We start from the raw sequence: 25,616 nt of genomic DNA, 5'->3' as shown, positions 1-25,616 counted from the left end.
TTGATTCAACGCCTAATTACAAATCGGGGTTAACGAGGAGAATCCTGCATAAAAATTGTTACTTTAATAGAGCATTTTTCAACAGACTTACTAAACCAGATCATAGAGCAATGAAAGACAAGAAAGAACTACTGAGCCGGGTGAAAGCCACTGTCAAAGCAACAGACCCTACGGCCACAGTAATTTTATTCGGCTCTTACGCTCGGGGTGACTACAGGGCAGACTCAGATCTTGATTTGTTAATTCTGATAGATAAGGATACTATCAAACCAGCAGATAAGAAAAAGATAACCTACCCGCTCTACGACATTGAATTTGAAACAGGAACGCTGATTAGCCCCCTGGTTTTCTCGAAAAAGGACTGGGAGTCCCGAAAGGGAAAAACTCCTTTCTACGAAAATGTAAGGAAGGAAGGAAAGATTCTATGAAATCACAAGATCGGATCGAGTTATCTAAATATAGAATCAGGCGAGCCAGAGAAACTTTCGGTGAGGTATCGATCCTGATAGAAAATCGGTTATGGAATACGGCCGTCAATAGGCTCTATTATGCTTGTTACTACGCTGTGATCGCCTTGTTGATCAGGAATGAAATCAGTGTAAATACGCATGCGGGAGTAAGGCAGATGTTCGGTCTTCACTTTGTAAAAACAGGTATCATTGATAACGAGTTAGGGAAGTTTTACTCTAACATTTTCACTACGAGGCAAAGTGCCGACTATGAAGACTACTTAGATTTTTCCGAAGAAGACGTCTTGGATTTGCTGAAACCTGCGGATGAATTGATACAAAAGATTGAAGAACTATTGAAATAGGTGAATAGTACCGAATCCTCCGCATCTTACCGGAAGAAGACGGGTACTTTGGTCGTTATCGCGTCGCAGACGCTATTTGATTCAACGCCTAATTATAAATTAGGGTTAGCAGGTAACTCATTTTATTTACAAAATTCCAAGGTTATGGTGATATTCAAGAAAGCTCTCGTTGTATTGTTATTATGCACGGCAAGCATAGTCAAGGCACAATCAGACTCTACTAGTAGAGATGAATGGATGATATTCGCCGTTGAATCAATGCCTCATTACTCTGGAGGAGTAGAAAAGCTTCAAAAATTTATTCAAAGTCAAATAAAATACGATTCACTTGTAAATTTTGAAAGAGAAGAAATAGTCTATATTTCTTGTTGGGTTGATACTGTTGGTAATACACATTCTCATACTATTATGATGGGGTTTAGAGATGATTTGGACCAAGAGGCTTTACGGGTTAGCCGATTAATTAGGTTTGCTAAGCCTGCCAAGCAAGGGGGAAAACCAGTTGAAGTGAAATATTTTTTTCCTATCAGGTTTAAATTAAAAACGGCTATTAAAGGATAAAGAGATGATGTAATAGCTTAATTATTTTATATTGGTTTAAATACAATTTTTAATGTTTTAGTAATGAAACTTACTTTATTTATAGCCCTGGTTATCTCCTTTACGGGAGCCTGGGCCCAATCCAAAAAAGAGGCCGCCTCCTCTGATGCAGAGGCGAAAGAGCTGCTTAAAATAGATAAAGACAAAAAGGTATACATGCTGACTTACTTTCGTCAGCGCTATCCGACGCGCATTGAGATTGATGCGCAGGGAAAAACCGTGGAGGTACCCCTGGAGAATCCTATGCTGGTAGCGAAGCTGCACATAGCCTTATCCACCGATGGACGGCATTGGACTGCTTTGAACGACAATAACCCGGTATGGGAGCAGCAAATGCGTGACCCTTACGTTCGTCGGGGACCTGATGGGCTTTGGCGCCTGCTGGCAACCGGCGGGGGAAGAGGTAACGACCGGGAGAAAGTAGGGCCAAGCTGTCTTTTTGCCACTTCCAAAGATTTGGTTAACTGGCAGGTTGAGGGCGCTTTGCCCCTGATGAAAGACGCACGGGATGAGTCAGGAGCCTTAGCCAGAAATATCTGGGCGCCCGAATGGTTTTATGACGACGAAACAAAAGAGTATACCCTGGTCTGGTCTTCATCCTATAAAGATGCGGGATGGAAAGAGAGCCGACTTTGGTACTGTAAGACCCGTGACTGGAAAACCTTTTCACCGGCCAAAGAGCTTTTCAATCCCGGGTATTCGGTAATAGACGGAACAATACTGAAACACGAAGGTACCTACTATCTTTATCATAAGGAGGAGGAATTTGGTGCCAGAACTGGTGAAAGGAGAGCCCTCCGGGTAGCTACGTCCAAAAACCTTGAAGGTCCCTACACCATTATAGATGGACCCCTGAATAAGGGGCAGATTGTTCCGGTAATCACCGAAGGCCCAACCGTCATGGCAGATCCCCTCAAACCAGGATGGCTCTTACTCTATGACTACTGTATGACTAACCGTTTTGGCGCTTCTTACTCACCCGATTTAATAAACTGGAAAGTGGAAGAGGACGTCAGCTTTCCGTCGGAAGCCCGGCATGGTTGCGTTTCGCTGTTAACCCCTGAAGAAGCCAGGACTTTGGTTAAGGCTTATGCAGGTACGAGTGGAGATAAATGACCATTCAAAAAATTGGAGTCAAGAGTCATTTAGAGAGCAATAAAAAAACAGGGTGGCCCGCTTCCGGGCCACCCTGTTACTTATAAGCCAAAAAGGTACTGCAATCAGGCCAGGTCAAAGCGGCCAAGATTCATCACCTTGGCCCAGGCGGCTACGAAGTCCCGCACAAACTTCTCCTGTGAATCACTGCATCCGTACACTTCGGCAATGGCGCGTAGTTCGGAGTTGGAACCAAAGATGAGGTCTACGCGGGTACCGGTCCATTTAGGTTCTCCGGTTTTGCGGTCACTCCCTACGAACACCGTCTGCGCATCGGAAGTGGCCCGCCAGGTAGTACTCATGTCGAGCAGGTTCACGAAGTAGTCGGTAGTAAGCGTTTCGGGGCGCTGGGTAAATACGCCGTGCCTCGAATGATCAAAGTTGGTATTAAGTACCCGCATACCGCCCACGAGCACCGTCATTTCGGGCACAGTCAGCGTCAGCAATTGGGCTTTATCGATCAGCATCTCCTCGGCCGCAGACTTGTGTTTGGTGTTCGCGTAGTTGCGGAATCCGTCGGCAGCCGGTTCCATAGCATCAAAGGAGAGCACGTCGGTCTGCTCCTGCGAAGCGTCGGTACGTCCGGGTGTAAAGGGTACCGTCACCTCATGGCCGGCATTACGGGCCGCCTGCTCCACAGCGGCGCAGCCGCCCAGGACAATCAGGTCAGCGAGCGACACCCGCTTACCGCCGGACAGCGTGCCGTCCAACTCCTGTCGGATCACCTCAAGCGTTGCCAGCACGGTCGCCAGCTGAGCCGGGTTATTAACTTCCCAATCCTTCTGCGGAGCCAGGCGAATGCGGGCCCCGTTAGCACCACCACGCTTGTCGGAGCCACGGAAGGTAAAGGCAGACGCCCAGGCGGTTGATACCAATTGGGATATGGATAGTCCCGAAGCCAGTATTCTGGTCTTGATAGCAGCAACATCCTGATCGTCAATCAACGGATGGGCAACGGCCGGGACGGGGTCTTGCCAAACCAACTCTTCGGTAGGTACTTCCGGACCGAGGTACCTTTCTTTGGGGCCCATGTCGCGGTGCGTCAGTTTGAACCAGGCGCGGGCAAAGGCGTCGGCAAACTCATCCGGATTCTCATGGAAGCGTCTTGAAACTTTCTCGTAGTCAGGGTCAAATCGTAGGGCGAGATCGGTGGTGAGCATAAAGGGCGCGTGGCTCTTCGACGGATCGTGCGCGTCGGGAACAGTACCGGCGCCAGCGCCATCCTTGGGTTTCCACTGATGCGCTCCACCCGGACTCTTACTCAATTCCCACTCAAAGCCGAACAGGTTATTGAAGAACTCGTTGCCCCACTTCGTAGGCGTAGTGGTCCAGGCACCTTCGAGACCACTGGTAATGGTATGGGCACCGTGGCCAGGACCGAATGAGTTCTTCCAGCCTGTGCTTTGCTCTTCGATGGTAGCTCCCCCAGGCTCTGAGCTCACGTATTTGTTAGGATCAGCGGCACCGTGGGTTTTACCGAAGGTGTGTCCACCGGCAATAAGGGCCACCGTTTCGTAATCATCCATGGCCATGCGGCCGAAGGTCTCACGAATATCATGGGCAGCAGCAGCCGGATCGGGCTTTCCGCCCGGACCTTCGGGATTTACGTAGATAAGTCCCATGTGCGCGGCCCCAAGCGGATGCTCAAGGGTACGTTTATGTTCTTTGCTACCCGCGTAGCGTACCTCGTCACCCAACCATTCGGTTTCAGATCCCCAATACACATCTTCTTGAGGCTCCCATACATCCTCGCGTCCACCACCAAAGCCGAACGTCTTCAGGCCCATGGATTCAAGAGCGCAGTTACCCGTCAGGATCAACAGATCCGCCCAGGAAAGCTTACGACCGTACTTCTGCTTGATGGGCCACAGCAGCAGGCGTGCCTTGTCGAGGTTGGCGTTGTCGGGCCAGCTGTTGAGGGGGGCAAAGCGCAACGTACCGGCACCTGCCCCGCCCCGGCCATCGCCAATGCGGTAGGTACCCGCGCTATGCCAGGCCATCCGGATAAAGAATGGTCCGTAGTGACCGTAATCTGCGGGCCACCAGTCCTGTGATTGGGTCATTAGATCGAAGATATCCTGCTTTACGGTAGCCAGGTCCAGGGTCTTGAACTCCTCGGCGTAGTTGAATCCCTCGTCCATTGGATCAGAAAGAGACGAGTGCTGACGCAGGACATTCAATTTCAGTTGATTGGGCCACCAGTCGCGGTTGCGCGTGCCACCGCCTGCGGCCTTGTTAAGGGCTCCACTAGTGAAGGGGCACTTGCCTACGGTGTTGACTTTGCTTTCGTCATTAACCTCCCATACATTTGTGTTTGGACCTATACTATTTGACATTTTTTGGTAGATTTATGGTTTCCGATGAGACAAATTTAAACTAATCTTTTCAATAGCTTTTATTTATATTTTTTATAGATTCATAGAAAAAAGCTATTATATTAGTTACGTGAATAAATGTAGATTATAAGGAATGCTGGCCTGATACTATTCGAAAGGTATTCTTTTCAAATGCGCTGGGGAGAACCAGGCGCTTTCGGGCTTTTTAGAATAAAACATAACGCTCCCTTTCATGAAAAGCTGGAAAGCCACCCGAGAAGCCATAGCTTCACTACCTATCGTAAAGCTCCTCGTCCCCGGCCTAGTAGCCGTTCTTGTTCTCGGAGCGTTTATAGCCCGTACTCCCCCTGAAACCGCGCCACCGGCGCAGCCCATGAACGTCCTGTTCATTGCCGTGGATGACCTGCGGCCCCAGCTGGGTGCCTATGGTGATAAACTGGTAAAATCGCCCAACATAGACCGGCTGGCGGCCAATGGACTGCTGTTTGAGCGGGCGTACTGCCAGCAGGCGGTTTGCTCCCCCTCGCGTACCAGTCTGCTGACGGGCCTGCGCCCCGACTCCACCCAGGTATACGACCTGGTAACGCACTTCCGCACTACCGTACCCAATGTAGTAACCCTTCCCCAGCACTTCAAGAACAACGGCTACCAGACCGCCTGGTGGGGAAAATTATTTCATGCGGGCCTGCTCGATACCCTTTCCTGGACGCAGCAGGGGCATGCACAGGAACCGACATCCAACTGGCGGTCCTACGTCACCGACGAAAATATAGAAATAGCTTCCCGGAATAAAGGCGCCGGCCCGGCCTTCGAAATGGCCAATGTACCCGACAATGCCTATCCGGACGGACAGATCGCCGAGAAAGCCATCCAAACCATGCGCCAGCTCAAGGGCAAACCGTTCTTCCTGGCCGTGGGCTTTTTCAAACCGCACCTGCCCTTCAACGCGCCCAAAAAGTACTGGGACCTGTACAATCCATCGGACTTCACCTTACCAGCCTACACCTCTCCGCCCCAAAATGCACCCGCGATGGCTTCAACCGGTTGGGGGGAGCTGCGAAACTACGCCGGACTCCCTGCCGAGGGACCGGTATCAGACGAGCAGGCGCGGCAGTTGATTCATGGCTACCACGCCTGCGTCAGCTACACCGACGCACAGATTGGCAAGGTACTGGACGAGCTAAAGCGACTGGGACTGGACAAGAATACGGTAGTAGTACTATGGGGCGACCACGGCTGGAAGCTGGGCGAATACGGGCAGTGGGCCAAGCACACCAACTTCGAGATCGATACCCGCGTTCCACTGATAGTAAGTACCCCCGGTATGAAAGCACGCGGCAAAAAGACCCGCGCACTGGTGGAGTTTGTAGACATCTATCCTTTTCTGTGCGATGCCGCAGGACTACCCAAACCCGCTCACCTGCAAGGTACCAGCTTTGCTCCTCTGCTCAGCAAACCAACCATGGCGTGGAAGAAAACCGCGTTTAGTCAGTACCCCCGCGGAAAAGTTATGGGGTACTCTATGCGCACGGACCGCTACCGCTACACCAAGTGGCTCCAGCCCGACGGCACCGCCGTAGCTACCGAACTCTATGACCTGCTGAAAGATCCTCACGCTACTGTGAACGTAGCGCAGGACGCCGCCTACGCCAGCGCTCTCCCCGAACTGGATGCTTTGTTCGAAATGAGAAATAAGAAACAAATCGCCTCAGCCAGGTGATCTACTACTTACAGCCGGTACCTGACCTGAAAACTTACATTATTCCCGACAATGGGGTAGTCCGGGAAGATGAACGAGCCTACTTTGACACCGATGAGAATATGGCGGGTAAGGGGAGTGTAGGCTTCGGCAGAAAGGGGAAAGCCTAAATCTGTATTGGAGGTATAGAGGTAGCTTGAGGAGCCATTGCTGTAGTCAATCGCTACTTCCTGTCCCATGGTAAACAGGCCAGCACCCAGGCCAAGCTGCACAGTAAGTACCTTTTGATTTACCACTTTGTATTTGGCCATAAAGTTAGTCTGTATCTCTCCACCACGGTTGATGGGTATCCCACTTAAGGTAGAAGAGCGTGAACCATCCAGCCGGTAGTGGTACTGGGTCGTCAGCAGTCCGGCCGAGAATGCCCACCGCCGGTTGTGGTGGTACTCAAACTCGCCATTAAAAAACTCACCACCAAAAACAGGTACCCGGGAAGGCGTAGCGTAGTAGCCACCGCCTACGACTATGTCAAATTGCTTATTCTGCGCAAAAGCAGTAGAAACGATTAGTAAAAGAAGGAAGACAAGAAAGGTTGTTTTCATGGTTGTAAGAGGTAGAGAGTTTGTCAAAGTTATTGTATAGTAATGTTTTAAAACTGCACGTCAACCCCCACTCAAGTTTAAAACCGGTATCCCACGTTCAAGCCTATGTTAGCTACCGTTTCGCCACTGGTATAATTTTGGAAAGAAGCCCTTATGCCAGTGCTCCACCCGCGATCAAGAGTTAATTCACCTTCAAGTGCTACAGTATATCCCACTGCCCAATAGCTCATGGGACGCATATAATTCAAATTAAAGGCATAAGTGGCCTGTTCAGTGGGATCATCTGGAAGTGGGCCAACTAGAGAATACCCATAGGAAGAAGGCAATGAACTGGATGTATAGCGTAGTGAAGGCCCAATACCCAGACGGATCTTGCTCCGATCAAACCGCATGGGTGATACAAAAAAATTAGGATCAAGAGAGATAGAAGCCTTCGTGAATCGTGCATATCCCTCATCTCTGATGCCGTACCCCACGTGCAGGGATGGAGCAATGGTCATATATGGGTTAAGGCTGTGGTTATATTCGTTGTAGTAATTAATCCCTACCAGATCACCACTTCCAAAAAGTACATAGGATACACCTGCTTTGACACTACTGCGGGTACCCATTTGACAAATACCCCAATAGCTATTAAGTAAAAGTGCAATAACGAGAAATAGCTTTTTCATAAAATAGATTTCGTTGGTAATCTATGTATTTAGTTGAAAGTACTGTAGTATGACGAAATGTATGCTATTCTCTCAAAATTGGCCCACCAGCTGCGTCTGGAGGCTGTACTGTACTGGAAGGTACGCGTAAGACGTAGAGGCATCATTCAAAAACGATTAAAATTTGACTCTACGAAAACTTCGAGGGCAAGTAATCATTTTTGAATCATTTTTGAATCATTTTTGAATCATTTTTGACAATTTATTTTCGTAAAATTTATCATACGGTACCTAAAATATTTTCGGTCTACTACATCCGGGCTTCCGACACATAATTAAGTGTCAGAAGCCCGAATACTGGTTACAGCCCCGCGTCGTCCGAGGCACCCTGTGCAAGAGCGGTCCAGTCGAGGTGGACACGGCCTTTGGCCTGGGCCGAGATGAGGCGGTCGCGGAGCAGGCTGGCCAGGGGCATGGGTGCCTGTACCTCCGCGGCCGTTTGCAACACCAGGTTAATGTCTTTCAGGCCCAGGGGGAGCTTGAAGCCCACGGGTTCGTAGGTATTTTGCGCAATCATGCGCCCGTAGTTCTGGAAGATGGGCGAGGCAAAGAGCGTCTGCGTGAACATCTCGTAAACAGCCTGCCGGGCTACTCCTTCTTTTTCGGCCATCGTAAAGGCCTCCGCCATTAGCTCCATGCTGGCGGCTATCATGAAGTTACCGGCCAGCTTCACCACGTTGGCCGCACCTACTTCTTCGCCAAAATCAAACACGCCTTTTACCAGCGGCCCTACCACGGCCCGGGCCCGCTCCTTCGCCGCCGCTTCACCCGATAAGCACAGCGCGCCCATCCGGGCCGAGACCGCATCAGGACGGGCAAAGATGGGGGCCGCTATGTAGGCTACCCCGTACTGCGCGTGCTGCTCGGCAAGCCGACGGGCCGTAGCGGGGGCAATGGTACTCATGGAGATATGCAGGCTACCTTTACCCAGCTTTTTCAGTACCTCTTTACTCATGGTCTGCTCCACGGCGGCATCATCAGCGAGTACCGATACGACTACCCCGCCGGGACTCACGGCTTCTTCGGGACTACCGGCTTCTCTGGCTCCGGCATCCAGCAGTGACTGCGCTTTTCCCTTGGTACGGTTCCAGGCGGTGAGTTCGTGACCATCCTGGATGAGGTTGGCGGCAATGGGGGTACCCAGGCTTCCCAGGCCCATGAAGGCGATTTTTTCGGACATGGTATTTAGGTATTAATAGTTAGCAGGTAGTTGTTAGTTTAAAAAAGATGAAAATGGCAGCAAGGCTACTGCAAGTTTAAAACGGACCCGTGCCACGGTTCAAAACCGTGGCACGGGTAAAGCAGATCTATGGCACTGTTCAAAACAGTGCCATAGGTATCTACACCTGGATAGCCCCTACGTTAAACCGCTGCGTGATGGGCGCGTGGTTAGCGGCTTCGATTCCCATGGAAATAATTTGTCGCGTTTCGCGCGGGTCAATAATGCCATCTACCCAGAGGCGGGCAGCGGCGTAGTAGGGCGACAGCTCCCGGTTATAACGGTCGGTGATTTCTTTCAGTAGTTCCTGCTCGGCTTCGGGCGTAATGACCTCCCCTTTGGCTTTGAGCGAAGCGGTTTCAATTTGCAACAGGGTTTTGGCCGCCGAAGCTCCGCTCATCACGGCCATCTGGGCCGTAGGCCAGGCGTAAATCAGGCGGGGGTCGTAGGCTTTGCCGCACATGGCGTAGTTGCCGGCGCCGTAGGAGTTGCCCACAATAAAGGTCAACTTAGGTACCACCGAGTTGGCTACGGCGTTCACCATCTTGGCCCCGTCCTTGATGATGCCGCCCTGCTCGGCCCGGCTCCCCACCATAAAGCCCGATACATCGTGGAAGAACAGCAGCGGTATCTTTTTCTGATTACAATTCATGATAAAACGGGTCGCCTTATCAGCCGAGTCGGCGTAGATCACGCCGCCCATTTGCATTTCGCCTTTGCCCGACTTAACCACCTTGCGCTGGTTGGCCACAATACCCACCGCCCAGCCATCCACCCGGGCGTAGGCGCAAAGGATGGTTTTGCCGTAGTCGGGCTTGTATTCGTCCAGCTCGCCTCCGTCGACAATACACTCCAGTACCTGACGCATGTCGTAGGGCTTCATGCGGTCGGCGGGTAGCAGGTCGTAGAGTTCCTCCGGCTGTCGCGCGGGCGCTACCGGCTCCACGCGATCAAAGCCAGCTTTGTCGGAATGTCCTATTTTGTCCATGAGTTTTTTAATGGCGTCGAGGCAGCTCTGGTCGTCGGGGTACTTGTTGTCGGTGACGCCGGATATTTCGCAGTGCATGGTAGCGCCGCCCAGCGTTTCGGCGTCTACGTCTTCACCAATGGACGACTTCACCAGATACGGCCCCGCCAGAAACACCGACCCGGTACCTTCCACGATCAGCGCCTCGTCGGACATGATAGGCAGATAGGCCCCGCCCGCTACGCAGCTGCCCATGATGGCGGCAATCTGCACAATACCCTGGGACGACATGTGGGCATTGTTCCGGAAAATGCGCCCGAAATGTTCCTTGTCCGCAAATACCTCCGACTGCATGGGCAGGTACACCCCCGCGCTGTCCACCAGGTAAATAATCGGCAGGCGGTTTTCCATGGCTATCTCCTGCGCCCGCAGGTTTTTCTTGGCGGCTATGGGAAACCAGGCCCCGGCCTTGACGGTGGCGTCGTTGGCTACCACCACGCACTGCCGGCCCGACACGTACCCGATACCTACCACTACCCCACCCGACGGGCAGCCGCCTTCGGCTTCGTACATACCTTCGCCCACAAAAGCTCCTACTTCCACAAAGCCCGCGCCGGAGTCGAGGAGATAGTCAATCCGTTCGCGGGCGGTGAGTTTTCCTTTTTTGTGCTGGGCTTCTATCTTTTTGGGTCCTCCTCCCAGCTTTACGGTTTCGTAGCGCTGGTTTAATTCTTCAAGTAGTTGCTGAATTATCTGCTGATTGGTCATTGGACTTAATGAAGTGTAATTGGAATACAATACTGAGCTACGGCTCGCATAAGGTACTATACAGTAGTTATACTATAAAACGATATGCAGTACCATTGTTCTAAAAATAAGAAGACGTTCGGTTCCCACCAAACGTCTTCTCCAGGTCAATATCGTATTTTTCTAAAAGCGCAACGCGCGCTCCTCTGTATTTACTGCTGCGGATCGAGCGACTTAATCTGTACGGTTGTATCTATGGCAGCTTCGGCAGTACCTTTATCTTTCTTTCCAAATACCGAGAAATGAAGGTAGCGTTTGGGGTTTTCGCGCAGGTTGGTCATCAGCTTATTCATACTGATGAGCGTATAATTAATATTATTGTACAAAGCCTGATCCGTAGCCAGCTTGCCCAACGTACCATCTCCGCCCTTGATATCCGTCAGCAGGCCCTTCATTTCGGTAATAGTCTGGCGGGTGGCGGTCAGGGTTTCGCCCAGGCGCAGGGCGTTGAGCGAATCAGCGAAGGTGTTGGTTTTGGCCAGTAAAGGTTTCAACTGCTTTTCGGTTTCGGCCAGGGAGGCCGTCAGTTGATTGAGGTTGGCGGTCAGGGCCGCTATGTTGGCGCGGTTTTCCTGTAAAGTACCCCGCAGTACCTGCCCGGTCTGGTCGTAGTTGCGCAGTACCTGGTTCAGTATAGCTCCGGTATCTTTAAAGCCCAGAGCTACCGCGTTCAGGTGAACCATCAGCGAATCGGCCTGCTCAAGCACGGGTAACGCTTTTTCCTGTAAAACCGCCGAGATTCCCGCTTCTTTTCTGGCAATAAGGGTATCGTTGGATGCCAGTACCGGCCCGGAAGGGCTTACCTGTAGCTGTATAACTTTGCCTCCCAGCAGTCCGCCGTCGTCCAGAACGGCCATACTACCCCGGCGTACCTGAATATCTTTCCGGATGTCCAGCGTAACCAGCAGCTGGTTGCCCCGGTCCTGTAAAATTTCGATTGCGTGCACCCGGCCCACGGAGAGGCCGTTGAGCACAACCGGATTAGAGACCGTTAGACCGTCAATATTATCGTAAACAACGAGGTACTTATTGGAGCGGGAAAAAAGATTGGAACCTTTTAAAAAATTGAAGCCGAAGTACAGCATCGTCATTGCGACGACAGCCAGTAATCCGACTTTTGCTTCCTTTGATAATTTCATGGACAGATAGAGATAACAGAACGAATGCTATTTTCGCTACGAAAATACGACTAATATCGTTCCATCTCACTTTTGTATTGCTTAAAAGCACTGAACAGCGACTCGGCTACCTGGTCCTGTCCCCGCTCCGAATTGAGGTAAGCCTCTTCGGTAGGGTTGCTGAGAAATCCGGTTTCTACCAGGGCGCTGGGCATGGTAGTACGCCACAGTACCAGAAAACCCGCCTGCTTAACGCCCCGGCTGGCCCGCTGGGTAATGGTCTGAAACTGGTGTTCAACGTGGTCGGCAAAGCGCAGGCTGCTGGTCAGGAAGGCGCTCTGGTAGTTGGCCAGCATGATGTGGGCCAGCGGTGAGTCGGGGTTGAAGCCCTTGTATTTTTGCTGGTAGTCGGCTTCCTGTAGGATTACAGAGTTCTCACGCTTGGCTACCGCCAGGTTTCCTTCCGACTTGTGTAAGCCCATTACGTAGGTTTCGGTACCCTTAACCCGGCTCGAGCCGGGCGCATAGTTGCAGTGAATGGAAACAAACAAGTCGGCCCGGTTCTTATTGGCGTAGGCCGAGCGGTCGGCCAGGTCCACGAAAACATCGGAGGTACGGGTATAAAGTACTTTTACTTCCGGCATTTCCGCCTTGATTTTGCGCCCCAGAGCCAGGGCTATTTTCAGGGTAGTTCGCGACTCGCGGGCTACGCGGCCGCGGGTACCAATGTCATGACCACCGTGGCCGGCGTCTATTACAACTACATCAATTTTCCGCGGGTCGTTTTCTTGTTCGGGTTCTTTTTGAAAAGCAAAGGCTACACTCATCATCAAACAACCTGCTGCGCCTACGATTTTAAGAACTTTTAACATTAATTTTGGGGTTGGTGCGTTACTTGATAGAGAATTGTCTGCTAATTTTGGCTTCTTATTGCAAAAATAATCTAATTGTACAACTGAAAAAATCTGTAATTATTTTATGGCTGAGCCTGCTGATGGCTTTGTTGTCCGGGCAGGTAAGTGCCCAGCAGCGTTCCCGTCCGCCTGGCAATTCTCGTCAGCCTCCCGTAAACCGTCCGGTCATTAGCCCGACGGACAGACTGGTTGTACCCCGGACGGATGTACCCCGTTCCGACACGCTTCTACCGGATACCAGCCGCAACCAATCGGGCGTTGCCATCACCGCCGATTCTACCCAGGCCGACACCCTGGCTTCTGAGAGCGACTTGCAGTCGGTGGTAGAATATTCCGCTCAGGACTCCACCATCATGGATGTGGAAGGAAAAGAGGTACACCTGTACGGTGAGGCCCAAGTTACATATGGTACCATTAAATTGCAAGCAAGTTACATAAGACTTAACTGGATTACCAACGAAGTTTTTGCCCGGGGTACCTACGACTCCACCGCTAAAAAAGAAATTGGAGAGCCGGTTTTTCAGGATGGTCCCGAAACCTTCAATAGCCGCGAACTACGCTACAACTTCAAGAGCAAGAAGGGAATTAGCCGCGGGGTAGTTACCCAGCAGGGCGAGGGTAATATCCGGGGCGACCGGGTTAAAAGGGACAACGAGGGCAACCTCTATATCCGGGGGTCAATTTATACCACCTGTACCCTCACCCACCCGCATTTTCATATCAATGCGCCCAAACTGAAAGTGATTGAAAACAAGCAGGTTGTGTCGGGGCCGTTTAACCTGGTCATAGCCGATGTACCGCTACCGATTGGTCTGCCCTTTGGCTTTTTCCCTTTTCCCAAAAAGAAAGAAATAGGTACGTCGGGTATCCTGTTTCCGCAGTACGGGGAAGAGCCCAACGGCCGGGGCTTTTTTCTGCGCGACGGTGGCTACTACTTCGCCATCAGTAAGTACATCAATGCGGCCATTACCGGACAAATTTACTCCACGGGTAGCTGGGGAGCGGGGGTAGCCTCCAACTACATAAAGCGGTACCGCTACAACGGTAACTTTGCGTTCCGGTTTAACCGCAACCGCTCCGGCGACGAGATCGACCGCATCCTGAGAGTACCCGGCCGTAATGATTTCAGCCTCCTGTGGTCGCACGCGCCGGTACCCCGGGGCAACTCTACCTTTTCGGCTAACGTGAACATTACCAGCAACAGCTTTAACCAGTTCAATGCCATTGAGACCCAGCGGTACATCTCCAACATTGCTACCTCGTCGGTCCAGTACAACCGGTCGTTTGGGCAGTACGCCCGCGCCGGAGCCAGCGTGCGCGTCAATCAAAACTTCGGACGGGTTGATGAGCGAACCGGTATTCGGGAGGGAGGCAAAACCGCCGTGTCGTCGGACTTCAACTTCGGGGTAAACCAGATAGCGCCCTTCGCCCTCAACGGCGGTACCGGACGCTGGTACGAAAGCTTCCGCCTGGGTATGGAGTTCCTGGGAAACTACACCGTCTCCAATACCCTTACGCCCATTGATACCTCTTTCTCGAGGCTTGGTTTTATTATTGCCAATCCGGTGGATACGGCGCGAATCAGGAGCAGTGAAATTGTAATACCGTTTGAATTTGCCAACCTGCCCACTATGTTGCGCGACGCGCAGTTTGTAGGCCGGTACTCGCTGCCTATTTCGCTGCCTAACTTCAAGCTACTGCGTTTTATTAACCTTACACCTAATATTTCGCTGCAGGGAGAAGTATTTACCAAGAAGTACAACTACGAGTACCTGGGTGGCAACCGCATCCGGATTGATACCGTCAATGCCATTTCGACGGAATACACCTATGGTTTCGGGGCGGGTATGAATACCCGTTTCTACGGTACTTTCTTTGTGGGGGGGCGCCGGCTGGAAGCCATCCGGCATACGGTTATTCCGTCGGTATCATTTAACTACACGCCTGATTTCTCTACCAACAGTGGTTTTTACCAGCGCGTAGCCATCAATGACATTGGCGACACCCGTCTGTTATCGCGCTTTCGCGGATTGAACAGCGGTTTTGGGGGTATTGGCGGAGGGGGGTCGCGCGCGTCGGGTGTGGTTTCATACAGCCTCAACAACTCCTTTGAAATGAAGCTACGATCCAAGAGCGATACCGCGGCTACCCAGTTTGAAAAAGTGTCCTTGCTGGACAACCTTAGCGTCGGGGGGGCCTATAACCTACTGGCTGACTCGCTTAACCTGTCAAACATCAACGTGAATGCCAACGCCCGGATCGGACAGAATCTGAACCTGAACTTCAACATGAACTTTGACCCCTACGCCTACATACCCGATACGCGTGGCTCCTTTATAAGTAATACCGGGATCAAGATCAATGAGTTTGCCATTACCAGGGGACAGGGCCTGGCCCGGCTTCAGAACCTGAACCTGGCCCTGGGTACCAGTTTCTCCCCAAAGAAGAGGAACGAAAACCCTCAGCCCCAGCCCAACACCAGTGGTACTACCCTGGCTACCGAAGAGCAGCTGGAGTTCATAGACCGTAATCCTGACCTGTACGTTGATTTTAACATACCCTGGAACGTAACGCTGAACTATAACTTTGGGTTGTCCCGCATTGGCCTGCAGCAGCCTTCCCTGGTGCAGACGGTAAACATAACGGGCGACCTGAGCCTGACCCCCAACTGGAAAATCAGCGCCCAGTCGGGCTTTGACTTTGTGGCCTTCCGGCCTTCCATTACCACCCTTACGCTCTACCGCGACCTGCACTGCTGGGACATGAGCTTTAACTGGACTCCCTTTGCCGGTAGCCAGTTCCGGGCCAGTAACTACAGCTTTACCCTGAAAGCGAAGTCATCTATCCTTCAGGATCTTAAGCTGACCCGCCGCCGTTCCTTCTACGACCGGGGCGGATTCTAGTACTTAAGTAGCTATTAGAAATTAGCTTTTAGTGGTTAGTTCTCTAAGTTGCTGTATAAGACCGGATTGTAAATAATTCTAATGCAAAGTAATTTTGCGCAAGTTCTTATAAGTTTAAAACAGCCCCTGTATACGAAGAGCGGCCTCCCACCCGGGAGGCCGCTCTTCGTATAAAACTTTATTATTTTTTATTACTTCTGAGTAGAAGGTTTGGCAGCCTGCGCCTTGGAAATTACTTCACCTTTCAGGAATAGTGTAATGGTGGGCGACTCGGCATTGCTGAATACGGTCACTGATTTGTTGAAGGCACCCATGGCAGCGGCGTTGTAAGTAGCCTTAATAGAACCTGTTTTACCGGGCAGTACGGGGTCCTTGGTGTAGCTCGGGGTAGTACATCCGCAAGAAGCACTTACATTGGAAATAACAATAGGATCAGTACCGGTATTGGTAAAAGTAAATTCATGCGTGACCGGTTTGCCCTGCTCAATCTTACTAAAGCTGTGCGTCTCTTCCTTAAACTTCATGACGCCCTTCTGGGCAAAGCTGAATGTTGCTACTGACAACAACACGACCAAAACTGAAAAAAATTTTTTCATGATACCCTCAAAATTTAATTGTGAAAAATTTGTTTGCTAGGACAACAACTGGTTAGTATGCAAAAGATTTGCCAAATTTTTATCTATTTTGGCACTTTCCCAACAAAGAAACGTAAGAATTCGTTTTTTTGAAAGGAGAAAATTTTTAATTTATTTTTGACGTAAAACGTTTAAAGACGTATATTAACTACGGATTAAAGAACCGTGCTGTTTCTGGAAATACTATGCTAATAAACGATATTTTGCCCGAAAATAGTGTACTGAGTCAAGAGAAAATACTTGAAGATTATCGCCTGGTGTGCGAAAGTCGACAGGTAAGTTTGCTGGGGCGAAAGGATGTGATGGGTGGCCGGGGAAAGTTCGGAATATTCGGGGATGGAAAGGAAGTAGCGCAAGCTGCTATGGCACGGGCCTTTCACCTGGGTGACTTTCGGTCGGGTTACTACCGCGACCAGACGGTCGAAGCTGCACTGGGAAACCTGACGTGGCAGCAGTTCTTCGCACAGCTTTACGCCCACGTTGGGATTGACAACGACCCCCATACGGGAGGGCGCTCCATGAATGGACACTATGCTACCCGCTGGCTCGACGAAGCCGGCCAGTGGCGCGACCAAACCAAGCTATACAACGCAGTATGTGATATATCCCCAACGGCCGGCCAGATACCGCGCTCGCTGGGCCTGGCCTATGCTTCCAAGCTGTACCGCCACAACGACGCCCTGCACCAGTATACTACTTTTTCGGACCGGGGCAGGGAGATAGTATTCGCTACTATTGGCGATGCGTCTACTTCGCAGGGGATGTTTTGGGAAACCATGAACGCCGCCGGTGTTTTACAGGTACCGCTGCTCATGTCCGTCTGGGACGATGGCTACGGTATTTCGGTCCCTATTAAGTACCAGACCACCAAAAGCAGTATTTCAAAAGCGCTGGCGGGCCTGCAACGGACCAAAAACGAAGCCGGCATTGAAATATTTACCGTAGCAGGCTGGGACTACCCGGCGCTTATCGACACCTACCAGCGGGCCGCTGCGCTCTGCCGCGACGAACAGGTACCCGTACTGGTACACGTGCAGGAGCTTACCCAGCCGCAGGGCCACTCTACCTCCGGCTCCCACGAGCGCTACAAAAACAAAGAGCGCCTGCAGTGGGAAGCCGCCCACGACTGCAACCTGAAATTCAGAGACTGGATTCTGGAAAATGGCTACGCTACCGAAGAAGAGGTGAACGCCATTGAGCAGGAGGCCAAGGAAACCGCCCGGGAAAGCCGTAATAAAGCCTGGAAAGCCTTTCGTCAGGAAATTGAAGAAGAACAGCAACAGGTAGCCGAACTTATTGAAAAAGCCGCCCGGGAAGTACCTAATGGCACCCCTTTGCGGAACCTGGCTACCGAGCTTCGGAAAACGTATCAGCCCCTGAGGCGGGACAATGTTTCCATAGTTCGTAAGGCCTTACGCGAGCTGGGAACGGCCACCACGGCCGGCCGTCAGGAGCTGCAGGACTGGCTCGGGCAGGAACTGGAAAAAAATGCGCAACGCTACGGCTCGCACCTGTACAGCGAGTCGGAGGAGTCGCCCCTGAAGGTAGAGGCAGTACCTCCTGTATATGAGCAGGACGCCCCGGTACTGGACGGCCGTGATATAATTCGTGCCTGCTTTGATGCGCTCTTTGCCCGGGATGCCCGCGTGGTAGCCTTCGGGGAAGATGTGGGGTACATAGGTGACGTAAATCAGGGCCTGGCCGGATTACAGGAAAAATACGGCGCCAGTCGTATTACCGATACCGGAATTCGTGAAACTACCATCATTGGACAGGGAATAGGCCTGGCTATGCGGGGTCTTCGCCCCATTGTAGAGATTCAGTACTTCGACTATATATTTTACGCCCTGGCTACCCTCACCGACGACCTGGCTACTCTTCGTTACCGTACGGCGGGCGGGCAGAAAGCCCCTCTGATAGTCCGCACCCGGGGACACCGCCTGGAAGGCATCTGGCATTCGGGCTCTCAACTGGGCGCTATGCTGGGTAGTTTGCGGGGAATGCACATACTGGTACCCCGTAATTTCACGCAGGCCGCCGGTTTTTACAATACGCTGATTCAAGGCGACGACCCGGCTCTGGTGATAGAGCCGCTGAACGGCTACCGCCTCAAGGAGCGCCTGCCCGCCAATATTGCAGAAATGTGCCTGCCCCTGGGCGAGCCCGAGGTACTGCGCCCCGGCACCGACCTGACCATAGTAACCTACGGCTCTATGTGCCGTATAGTCATGGAAGCCGCCGCGCAGCTTGAGCAGATGGGTATTGAGGTTGAAGTAATTGACGTACAAACCCTCCTGCCTTTCGATAGTAATCATCGGATTGTTGAATCAATTAAAAAAACCAACCGGGTCTTGTTTGCGGACGAAGATGTACCCGGCGGGGCCTCGGCTTATATGATGCAGCAGGTGATAGAGGGTCAAAACGCCTACCGCTGGCTCGACTCCGCTCCGCAGACGCTGGCGGCTAAGGAGCATCGGCCAGCCTACGGCTCCGATGGCGACTACTTTTCAAAACCCAACATTGAGGATATATTTGAGGCCGCTTATGCCATTATGCACGAAGCCGATCCCCGGCGTTTTCCTTTTTTGTACTGAGCCGGATTAGGTATGTACCAAACGTTTGGTAAAAGACTACTAGATAGTACGGCGGCGGCGACAGGACTCTTTTTCCTGTCGCCGCTTTTTCTGTTACTTACCTTGCTGCTGTGGTTTGCCAACGGCGGTTCTCCGTTTTTCCGGCAGCCCCGGCCCGGTCGGCACGAAAGGCTATTTACCCTGATCAAATTTAAAACCATGAACGACCGGCGCGATGCGCAGGGTCAGCTGCTTCCCGACGCCGAGCGATTGACCAGACTGGGGAAGTTTGTTCGTAAAACCTCACTTGACGAGCTGCCTCAGCTCTGGAACGTACTGGCGGGAGACATGAGCCTCGTTGGGCCGCGCCCCCTGCTGGTCGAGTACCTGCCCTTGTATAGTACCCGCCAGCGCCGACGCCACGAAGTACGCCCCGGTATAACCGGCTGGGCGCAGGTCAACGGCCGTAATACCCTTAGCTGGGCGCAAAAGTTCGACTATGACCTGTGGTACGTAGAGCATCTGTCGCTGGCGCTGGACCTGAAAATCCTTTTCCTGACCCTTGGCAAAACGGTACGCAGTGAAGGCATAAGTTCTCCCACCGCCGCCACCATGGAAAAGTTTCAGGGTAATGGATGAAAATAATTCTGATTTTTTGAATGATGAATTCTGAATTATTTAGTTACTACCATAAAGAGTCAGGTGTATTTACAGAATACATTCATAACTCCGAATCTATTAATTCATAATTCTACCCCTATGCTTCTGTACGGTGCCAGCGGCCACGCAAAAGTGATTATTTCCTGCCTTCACTCCAACGGAAGGACGGTAAAGGCTATCTTTGACGATGATCCGGCCAAGAAAGTACTTGGAAATACTCCGGTAGTAGGGGCGTATAATCCCGATTATGAACACGAACGGGCCATTATTATCGCTATTGGTTATAACGATGTCCGCCGAAAGGTAGTCGGGCAAGTACAGCATCCGTTTGGCCGGGCGGTTCATAGCTCGGCGCTGGTAGACCCCAGCGTGAAGGTAGGCGAAGGTACCGTTGTTATGCACGGCGTTGTGGTGCAGGCTGACACTACCGTGGGGCGTCATGTTATTATCAATACTTCCGCCTCCGTTGACCACGACTGCCGCCTGGCCGATTTTGTTCACGTTGCTCCGGGCGCTGTTCTTTGTGGTAACGTGCAGGTGGGTGAAGGTACCCTCGTGGGAGCCGGCGCAGTAGTGGTACCCAACCTGACCATAGGGCGGGGCTGTAAGATAGCCGCCGGTACTGTAGTAATTTGTGACTTGCCCGATGGCGCAGTAGTACGGGGTAATCCGGGTAAAATAATTGAAATAGCAGATGAGTGGTAGCGGTCAGGAGTCTATTCCTGGTTCAGCGGTACCATTCCCCTCTAATCAACGCCTCATGACTCAGGAAAAAATATGGCTTTCGTCCCCGCATCTGGGCGATAACGAACTGCGGTACGTACAGGAAGCCTTTGCTACCAACTGGATAGCGCCGCTGGGGCCCAACGTCAACGCTTTTGAAGAAGAGTTAGCTACCTACGTAGGTACCGGCCACGCGGCCGCCCTTTCGTCGGGTACGGCAGCGCTTCACCTCGCGCTGGTTATGCTGGGTGTAAGCGCGGGCGACCTGGTACTTTGTCAGTCGTTTACCTTTGCGGCCAGTGCTAATCCTATCGTGTACCAGGGAGCAACGCCCGTATTCATAGACAGCGAGCCTACTACCTGGAACCTCTGCCCCGAAGCGCTGGAAACGGCCCTGAAGTACTATACGGGTAAAGGAAATAAGCCCAAAGCCGTAATAGGGGTACACTTGTACGGTATGCCCGCCCGGCTGGATGAGGTACTTGCCCTCTGCGAAAAATACCAGGTACCCTTTGTTGAAGACGCCGCCGAAGCGCTGGGTTCCAGCTACCGGGGCCGCAAGCTGGGCTCCTTTGGTACCATGAGTCTGCTTTCCTTCAATGGAAACAAAATTATTACGACTTCCGGAGGTGGAGCATTGTTGTCTGCGGATGAATCCCTGGTCAATCAGGCTCGTTTTCTGGCCACTCAGGCACGCGACCCGGCTCCGCATTACCAGCACTCCCGGATTGGCTATAACTACCGCCTCAGCAACGTATGCGCGGGTATCGGGCGCGGACAACTGGAAGTACTCGACGAGCGGGTAGCGCAGCGACGGGCCAACTACGCCTACTATGTCCAGGCAATAGGTACCTTACCGGGTGTACGTTTCCAGCCGGAGCCGGAGGGTTCCTTTTCTAACCGCTGGCTCAGCTGCCTTACCATTGACCCTACTGCCGCAGGTACTACGCGGGAACGGGTAAGGCTCCGGCTGGAACAGGAAAATATCGAGTCACGCCCACTCTGGAAGCCCATGCACCTGCAGCCGGTATTCCGGGAGGCGCCCTACGTGGGGGCACAGGTAGCCGAAACGCTGTTTGAGCAGGGGCTTTGCCTGCCCTCCGGCTCTAACCTTACGGATGCTGACCGGAGCCGAATTGTGGAAGTAATTAGGGAGGCTTTCGTATAAAAAAAGCCCGGCTCTAAGGCCGGGCTTCCGCTGGGTATTTTATATCACTTCTACTGATTCGTTACCAGGCTCTTGCCAATGCTGATGAGCGTTTCGGGCGACTGGTAGCCAATTACCTTTTTGATAACTTTTCCGTTGGGGTCAATAAAGAATAAGGTAGGATACGCTTCCAGGGGGAACATGCGAGCCAGCTGAGGGCCTTCGCCCCGCTCCATATCAACCTTTACATTTACAAAGTTTTTATTAAACAGCTCGCCTACGTCCGGACGGGTGAAAACATTTTTTTGTAGCAATTTGCACGGACCACACCAGCTGGCGTAGGCATCCAGAAAAATGATTTTCTTCTCGGCTTTGGCTTTTTTAACGATTGCCCCCCAGGCAGCTTCTGTAAATTCTATTCCCTTTACAGTGACTATCTTTTCAGGCTTTTTATCTCCCTCAGCCCAGGCCGCTGTAGCTACCAGTAGTACCAGCCCCCCTATCCAGGCTACTTTTTGAAACGTCTTCATTACATTAAGTTTGGTTTAATACTGCTTCAAGTACTCCTATAACGCCTGTACCCGGTCTTTCGTTTTGTCCGGACCAAATTCTTATTTTCAGCCTACAGTCCTGGCTGTATCTACAACAGTAACACCAAGTTATGAAATATGTTTTTACTAGTACCAAAAGTACAAGTACCTTCTCCACCCGCCCAGGAGAGCCCGGTGCGGGGTTAGGGCAAAATCATGTACCTTTGCGTCCAACAAAAAAGGGTGTACCATGAAGATCAAAGAAGCGGTATTTGTAACAAGTAACACGGATTACCTCAAGTGTCCGGCCCCGGATTTGCCGGAATACGCTTTTATCGGCCGTTCCAACGTGGGGAAGTCTTCGCTCATAAATATGCTGACAGCTCGAAAAAATCTGGCCAAAACCTCACAGCAGCCCGGCAAAACCCAGTTGATTAACCATTTTCTGATCAATGGCTCCTGGTACCTCGTAGACTTACCCGGCTACGGCTACGCCAAGGTCAGTAAGGTAGATCGCGAAAACTGGCAGCAGATGATCGATAACTACCTTCGCAACCGCCCCAACCTGGTCTGTATTTTTGTCCTGATAGACAGCCGCCACGATCCGCAGCGGGTTGACCTTGAATTTATGGAGAAGCTGGGGCAGGAAGAACTGCCTTTCCATATTGTATTTACCAAAGCCGATAAACTAAAGAAAAGTAATCAGGTCACTACCCACATAGAGCGCTACCGGCAAAAACTACAGGAAACCTGGGAAGAACTGCCCCCTATGTTTATAACCTCGGCCGAAAAGGGAGAAGGACGTGACCCTCTGCTCGAGGCAATAGAAGCCTACAACCAGGCGTTTGAAGAAGCAGGGCCGCAGTAAAGTTGCTTACCGCCTAATCTTTCCTTTATTTTGTGGGCGCAAATCAAAATCTAAGCCTTGTTTATTGGTCTTAAAGAGGAATATATACAAAGTCTGGTAGTTTCTAATTAATAATTGTTAAGTGTAAAAGTAGCATCTGTACGTATGGATTTGTTAAAAGAGATTGCCAATGTTTCGGGAAAAAGTGGCTTGTTTCGTATCCTCAAACCCAGCCGCGCTGGTGTCATTGTGGAAAGCCTGAACGAAAAAAGAGAGAAAACAATGATCGGGCCCACCGCGCGGGTATCGGTACTGAAAGATGTGTCAGTATTTACCGAGGGTGCGCAGGACTCGGTACCCCTGGCTGAGGTATTCATGCAAATCCATGAAAAGTACGGCAACGAAGTAACCCTGGATACCAAAACAGCCTCAGAAAAAGAACTGGTAGAGTTTCTGGACGATATACTTCCCGAGTTTGACCGCTCGCGCGTGTATGTGTCGGATATCAAAAAGATTATTAGCTGGTATAACCTGCTGGTTCAGTACGCTCCTGAGGCTTTCGTAGCGCCGGAAGAAGATACAACTACCGAGGAAACAGCCACTGTGGACGCAGCCGCTGTTTCGGCAGAGGCAGAAGAAACTACCAATACCGAAGAGGCAACCACAGAAGCAACCAGCAAAGCCGAAAAAACCGGTACTAAAGGCGCAAAAGCTAAGAAAAGCAAATCCTGACAACAGGTTAACCGGCCCGCGCCGAACGATAGACACCACGAAAGCCCCGTCGGCCAGACGGGGTTTTTGCATTATCTTTATTAGTTAAAGAGTGCATCCGTATGAATAGCTTGTCTTCCCATATTGACCACACACTACTGAGCCCTACCGCCAGTGAAACAGACGTCCGGAAGCTTTGTGAAGAAGCCTGGATTCACCAGTTCAAGGCGGTATGTGTGGCACCTACCTACGTAAGCTATACCCGGGATATGCTGGAGTTTTGTCCGGTACGCATTGAGATAGCAACTGTGATCGGATTTCCGCTGGGCTACTCCACCACCGATTCAAAACTCCGGGAAGCAGAAAATGCCCTACACGACGGAGCTACCGAACTGGACGTGGTCATGAATGTTTCGCAGTTTAAGTCAATGGCCTACCTCAGCGTCCGCGAGGAACTCCGGCAGCTGACTACCCTGGCGCGTGACCGCAGCGCGTTACTGAAAGTAATCATCGAGACCGCCTACCTAGACCTTTTTGAACTTCATACCGCCTGCGAAATTTGCGTAGAAGCCGGCGCTGACTTTGTCAAAACCTCCACCGGGTTTGCCCCGCAGGGCGCTGAGGTAGCAACCGTCCGGCAAATGCGCTCCCTGCTGCCCCCTTCGGTCAGAATTAAAGCATCGGGTGGTATCCGTAACCGCGAACAGGCGCTGGCGTTTATTGAAGCCGGAGCGGACCGGATCGGAACATCCGCCGGTGTGTCCATAGTTACCGAAGCATGAGGCCTGCCATCCTTCTTCTCAGTACTGTACATCCGCCCACTGACCCGCGCATTGTTTATAAAATAGCACCGGCGCTGGCCCGGACCTACCAGGTATACTGTGCGCTGCCCCATGCCACGGTTTCCCCCGCTTCCGAAGTACCTGTCACCCTGATCCGGCTGCCCGCGTTCAGCCGCCTGCTGTTCAGGCTGCTGCTTTGCCATCCGGTAGTACTCTGGAAATGCCTGCATCTGCGCCCGCAGGTAGTTCATATCTTTGTTCCGGAGCTTATTCCGATGGCCTTCCTGTTCCGGTGGCTGGGGGCGGAGGTTATTTACGAAGTACAGGAAAATCTGTATAAGAAGTTTTCGCTCAAGCGCTACAACAACGAACCCCTTTTTCAGCAACTGTTCCGCTGGTTTGACCACCTGGCCCGGCGCTACTTTCGCTGTGTGCTGACCGAACACGCCTATCTTGATGAGTACCGCCACCTCAGGTACCCGTCCACGGTAGTTCACAACTATGTTTCTCTGCCTTTCATTGATAAGTTCAAAGGAAAAACAACTCCTGTATCCGCCCCGGCTACTTTCTATTACAGCGGAGTTATATCCATGGAGAGAGCTTTTGATACCCTGGTGGCTGCTTTGGCCCGGCTAAAAGGGGTTTATCCTGAATTTAAAGTACACCTTTTTGGCCCCATTCAATTTGACTGGCAGGAAGCCGAAGCCCTGCCGGGATTTGCCGCTGTTCGCTCTAATCTGACTTTTTACGGTTATACCGATTTGCGGGTAGCCCTACCCTACGCCCAGGGCGCCGTAGCGGGCATTGCCCTGCTTAAACCCGTTGGTGACTACCCCGACTCCTACACCACCAAGCTGTTTGAATACATGGCGCTGGGCCTGCCCGTCATTACGTCTGACTTCCCCCTGTACCGCGATGTTGTCGAGCGGCATCGGTGTGGATTTTGTCTGGCTCCCCATGATGCCGGGGCCGTAGCCCAGGCTTTACAATGGCTGATAGAACATCCGGACGAGGCGGCCGCCATGGGGCAACGCGGGCGGCAGGCGGTTGAAAATGAGTACAATTGGCGTTCGGAAGAAGCCCTCCTGCTAAACCTTTACGGTACCATCAACGTTCCTAAACCCTCGGGGCGGGACTAACCCAAAAAGATTACCAGAACTTTTA

At 51.7% G+C, this 25,616-nt stretch carries 23 protein-coding genes; 14 read left to right on the top strand and 9 right to left on the bottom strand.

Annotated features, from left to right (window positions below):
* Window positions 1-41 precede the first annotated feature (41 nt).
* From VGN67_RS00545 to VGN67_RS00530, 4 genes are all read left to right on the top strand, one after another.
* Window positions 42-428, top strand: a complete 387-nt coding sequence (locus VGN67_RS00545) for a nucleotidyltransferase domain-containing protein (RefSeq protein WP_414717276.1) — start codon at window positions 42-44, stop codon at window positions 426-428.
* Window positions 425-814 carry a HEPN domain-containing protein gene (locus VGN67_RS00540; RefSeq protein WP_327484800.1) on the top strand — a complete coding sequence of 130 codons (390 nt, stop codon included), beginning with the start codon at window positions 425-427 and terminating at the stop codon, window positions 812-814. The genes VGN67_RS00545 and VGN67_RS00540 overlap by 4 nt, the downstream gene beginning before the upstream one ends.
* On the top strand, window positions 815-1,375 hold the full coding sequence (locus VGN67_RS00535) for an energy transducer TonB (RefSeq protein ID WP_327484799.1): 561 nt from the start codon (window positions 815-817) through the stop codon (window positions 1,373-1,375).
* 63 nt (window positions 1,376-1,438) lie between these two features.
* Complete coding sequence (locus tag VGN67_RS00530) at window positions 1,439-2,530, top strand: glycoside hydrolase family 43 protein (protein ID WP_327484798.1); 1,092 nt, start codon at window positions 1,439-1,441, stop codon at window positions 2,528-2,530.
* A 104-nt stretch (window positions 2,531-2,634) separates the two neighbouring features.
* On the opposite strand, the gene katG is transcribed toward VGN67_RS00530, so the two are convergent.
* The gene (katG, locus tag VGN67_RS00525) at window positions 2,635-4,905 is read right to left on the bottom strand and encodes a catalase/peroxidase HPI (RefSeq protein ID WP_327484797.1); all 2,271 of its coding nucleotides are present in this window, start codon (window positions 4,903-4,905) and stop codon (window positions 2,635-2,637) included.
* Window positions 4,906-5,137: 232 nt separating this feature from the next.
* Between katG and VGN67_RS00520 the strand changes: the two genes are divergently transcribed.
* Window positions 5,138-6,625, top strand: a complete 1,488-nt coding sequence (locus VGN67_RS00520; protein WP_327484796.1) for a sulfatase — start codon at window positions 5,138-5,140, stop codon at window positions 6,623-6,625.
* Between the two features lie 8 nt (window positions 6,626-6,633).
* Here VGN67_RS00520 and VGN67_RS00515 read toward each other — a convergent pair whose 3' ends face one another.
* The 6 genes from VGN67_RS00515 to VGN67_RS00490 all read right to left on the bottom strand — a co-directional run bounded on the left by VGN67_RS00515 (window position 6,634) and on the right by VGN67_RS00490 (window position 12,899).
* Window positions 6,634-7,206: a hypothetical protein gene (locus VGN67_RS00515; RefSeq protein ID WP_327484795.1), complete on the bottom strand. Its 573-nt coding sequence runs from the start codon at window positions 7,204-7,206 to the stop codon at window positions 6,634-6,636.
* A 77-nt stretch (window positions 7,207-7,283) separates the two neighbouring features.
* Window positions 7,284-7,877: a hypothetical protein gene (locus VGN67_RS00510; RefSeq protein ID WP_327484794.1), complete on the bottom strand. Its 594-nt coding sequence runs from the start codon at window positions 7,875-7,877 to the stop codon at window positions 7,284-7,286.
* Window positions 7,878-8,217: 340 nt separating this feature from the next.
* Window positions 8,218-9,096 carry an NAD(P)-dependent oxidoreductase gene (locus VGN67_RS00505; protein ID WP_327484793.1) on the bottom strand — a complete coding sequence of 293 codons (879 nt, stop codon included), beginning with the start codon at window positions 9,094-9,096 and terminating at the stop codon, window positions 8,218-8,220.
* A gap of 160 nt (window positions 9,097-9,256) precedes the next feature.
* Window positions 9,257-10,870: an acyl-CoA carboxylase subunit beta gene (locus tag VGN67_RS00500; RefSeq protein ID WP_327484792.1), complete on the bottom strand. Its 1,614-nt coding sequence runs from the start codon at window positions 10,868-10,870 to the stop codon at window positions 9,257-9,259.
* Window positions 10,871-11,061: 191 nt separating this feature from the next.
* Window positions 11,062-12,048 (bottom strand): MlaD family protein, encoded by a 987-nt coding sequence (locus VGN67_RS00495; protein WP_327484791.1) that lies wholly within the window; start codon window positions 12,046-12,048, stop codon window positions 11,062-11,064.
* 50 nt (window positions 12,049-12,098) lie between these two features.
* On the bottom strand, window positions 12,099-12,899 hold the full coding sequence (locus VGN67_RS00490) for an N-acetylmuramoyl-L-alanine amidase (RefSeq protein ID WP_327484790.1): 801 nt from the start codon (window positions 12,897-12,899) through the stop codon (window positions 12,099-12,101).
* Window positions 12,900-13,021: 122 nt separating this feature from the next.
* On the opposite strand from VGN67_RS00490, the gene VGN67_RS00485 reads away from it, so the two are divergent.
* Entirely contained in the window at window positions 13,022-15,844 is a 2,823-nt protein-coding gene (locus VGN67_RS00485; protein ID WP_327484789.1) for a putative LPS assembly protein LptD, read from the top strand.
* Window positions 15,845-16,035: 191 nt separating this feature from the next.
* Here the strand turns inward: VGN67_RS00485 and VGN67_RS00480 are convergent, their stop codons facing one another.
* Window positions 16,036-16,440, bottom strand: coding sequence for a DUF1573 domain-containing protein (locus tag VGN67_RS00480; protein ID WP_327484788.1), 405 nt, complete (start codon window positions 16,438-16,440; stop codon window positions 16,036-16,038).
* Window positions 16,441-16,664: 224 nt separating this feature from the next.
* On the opposite strand from VGN67_RS00480, the gene VGN67_RS00475 reads away from it, so the two are divergent.
* From VGN67_RS00475 to VGN67_RS00460, 4 genes are all read left to right on the top strand, one after another.
* Window positions 16,665-19,073, top strand: coding sequence for an alpha-ketoacid dehydrogenase subunit alpha/beta (locus VGN67_RS00475; protein ID WP_327484787.1), 2,409 nt, complete (start codon window positions 16,665-16,667; stop codon window positions 19,071-19,073).
* 12 nt (window positions 19,074-19,085) lie between these two features.
* Window positions 19,086-19,691, top strand: a complete 606-nt coding sequence (locus VGN67_RS00470) for a sugar transferase (protein ID WP_327484786.1) — start codon at window positions 19,086-19,088, stop codon at window positions 19,689-19,691.
* A 120-nt stretch (window positions 19,692-19,811) separates the two neighbouring features.
* On the top strand, window positions 19,812-20,417 hold the full coding sequence (locus VGN67_RS00465; RefSeq protein ID WP_327484785.1) for an acetyltransferase: 606 nt from the start codon (window positions 19,812-19,814) through the stop codon (window positions 20,415-20,417).
* A 55-nt stretch (window positions 20,418-20,472) separates the two neighbouring features.
* On the top strand, window positions 20,473-21,603 hold the full coding sequence (locus VGN67_RS00460; RefSeq protein ID WP_327484907.1) for a DegT/DnrJ/EryC1/StrS family aminotransferase: 1,131 nt from the start codon (window positions 20,473-20,475) through the stop codon (window positions 21,601-21,603).
* A 50-nt stretch (window positions 21,604-21,653) separates the two neighbouring features.
* Here VGN67_RS00460 and VGN67_RS00455 read toward each other — a convergent pair whose 3' ends face one another.
* Window positions 21,654-22,112 (bottom strand): thioredoxin family protein, encoded by a 459-nt coding sequence (locus tag VGN67_RS00455; RefSeq protein ID WP_327484784.1) that lies wholly within the window; start codon window positions 22,110-22,112, stop codon window positions 21,654-21,656.
* Between the two features lie 250 nt (window positions 22,113-22,362).
* Between VGN67_RS00455 and yihA the strand changes: the two genes are divergently transcribed.
* The 4 genes from yihA (at window position 22,363) to VGN67_RS00435 (ending at window position 25,591) form a co-directional block, all read left to right on the top strand.
* On the top strand, window positions 22,363-22,980 hold the full coding sequence (gene yihA, locus VGN67_RS00450) for a ribosome biogenesis GTP-binding protein YihA/YsxC (protein ID WP_327484783.1): 618 nt from the start codon (window positions 22,363-22,365) through the stop codon (window positions 22,978-22,980).
* A 144-nt stretch (window positions 22,981-23,124) separates the two neighbouring features.
* Complete coding sequence (locus VGN67_RS00445) at window positions 23,125-23,691, top strand: DUF5606 domain-containing protein (protein WP_327484782.1); 567 nt, start codon at window positions 23,125-23,127, stop codon at window positions 23,689-23,691.
* Window positions 23,692-23,792: 101 nt separating this feature from the next.
* Window positions 23,793-24,452, top strand: a complete 660-nt coding sequence (deoC, locus tag VGN67_RS00440; RefSeq protein WP_327484781.1) for a deoxyribose-phosphate aldolase — start codon at window positions 23,793-23,795, stop codon at window positions 24,450-24,452.
* On the top strand, window positions 24,449-25,591 hold the full coding sequence (locus tag VGN67_RS00435) for a glycosyltransferase (protein ID WP_327484780.1): 1,143 nt from the start codon (window positions 24,449-24,451) through the stop codon (window positions 25,589-25,591). Before deoC ends, VGN67_RS00435 begins: the two co-directional genes overlap by 4 nt.
* Window positions 25,592-25,616: the final 25 nt, after the last annotated feature.

The sequence above is a fragment of the Telluribacter sp. genome, from assembly GCF_035998675.1.
In the GTDB taxonomy this organism is placed as follows: domain Bacteria; phylum Bacteroidota; class Bacteroidia; order Cytophagales; family Spirosomataceae; genus Telluribacter.
The sequence above is the reverse complement of the archived record's forward strand: the minus strand, read 5'-3'. Positions and strand labels throughout refer to the sequence as shown.

Coding starts and splice junctions, on each gene's coding strand:
- VGN67_RS00540 (WP_327484800.1), top strand. CDS start 425: ATGAAATCACAAGATCGGATCGAGTTATCTAAATATAGAATCAGGCGA.
- VGN67_RS00530 (WP_327484798.1), top strand. CDS start 1,439: ATGAAACTTACTTTATTTATAGCCCTGGTTATCTCCTTTACGGGAGCC.
- katG (WP_327484797.1), bottom strand. CDS start 4,905: ATGTCAAATAGTATAGGTCCAAACACAAATGTATGGGAGGTTAATGAC.
- VGN67_RS00520 (WP_327484796.1), top strand. CDS start 5,138: ATGAAAAGCTGGAAAGCCACCCGAGAAGCCATAGCTTCACTACCTATC.
- VGN67_RS00515 (WP_327484795.1), bottom strand. CDS start 7,206: ATGAAAACAACCTTTCTTGTCTTCCTTCTTTTACTAATCGTTTCTACT.
- VGN67_RS00510 (WP_327484794.1), bottom strand. CDS start 7,877: ATGAAAAAGCTATTTCTCGTTATTGCACTTTTACTTAATAGCTATTGG.
- VGN67_RS00505 (WP_327484793.1), bottom strand. CDS start 9,096: ATGTCCGAAAAAATCGCCTTCATGGGCCTGGGAAGCCTGGGTACCCCC.
- VGN67_RS00500 (WP_327484792.1), bottom strand. CDS start 10,870: ATGACCAATCAGCAGATAATTCAGCAACTACTTGAAGAATTAAACCAG.
- VGN67_RS00495 (WP_327484791.1), bottom strand. CDS start 12,048: ATGAAATTATCAAAGGAAGCAAAAGTCGGATTACTGGCTGTCGTCGCA.
- VGN67_RS00490 (WP_327484790.1), bottom strand. CDS start 12,899: ATGTTAAAAGTTCTTAAAATCGTAGGCGCAGCAGGTTGTTTGATGATG.
- VGN67_RS00485 (WP_327484789.1), top strand. CDS start 13,022: ATGGCTTTGTTGTCCGGGCAGGTAAGTGCCCAGCAGCGTTCCCGTCCG.
- VGN67_RS00480 (WP_327484788.1), bottom strand. CDS start 16,440: ATGAAAAAATTTTTTTCAGTTTTGGTCGTGTTGTTGTCAGTAGCAACA.
- VGN67_RS00475 (WP_327484787.1), top strand. CDS start 16,665: ATGCTAATAAACGATATTTTGCCCGAAAATAGTGTACTGAGTCAAGAG.
- VGN67_RS00470 (WP_327484786.1), top strand. CDS start 19,086: ATGTACCAAACGTTTGGTAAAAGACTACTAGATAGTACGGCGGCGGCG.
- VGN67_RS00465 (WP_327484785.1), top strand. CDS start 19,812: ATGCTTCTGTACGGTGCCAGCGGCCACGCAAAAGTGATTATTTCCTGC.
- VGN67_RS00460 (WP_327484907.1), top strand. CDS start 20,473: ATGACTCAGGAAAAAATATGGCTTTCGTCCCCGCATCTGGGCGATAAC.
- VGN67_RS00455 (WP_327484784.1), bottom strand. CDS start 22,112: ATGAAGACGTTTCAAAAAGTAGCCTGGATAGGGGGGCTGGTACTACTG.
- yihA (WP_327484783.1), top strand. CDS start 22,363: ATGAAGATCAAAGAAGCGGTATTTGTAACAAGTAACACGGATTACCTC.
- VGN67_RS00445 (WP_327484782.1), top strand. CDS start 23,125: ATGGATTTGTTAAAAGAGATTGCCAATGTTTCGGGAAAAAGTGGCTTG.
- deoC (WP_327484781.1), top strand. CDS start 23,793: ATGAATAGCTTGTCTTCCCATATTGACCACACACTACTGAGCCCTACC.
- VGN67_RS00435 (WP_327484780.1), top strand. CDS start 24,449: ATGAGGCCTGCCATCCTTCTTCTCAGTACTGTACATCCGCCCACTGAC.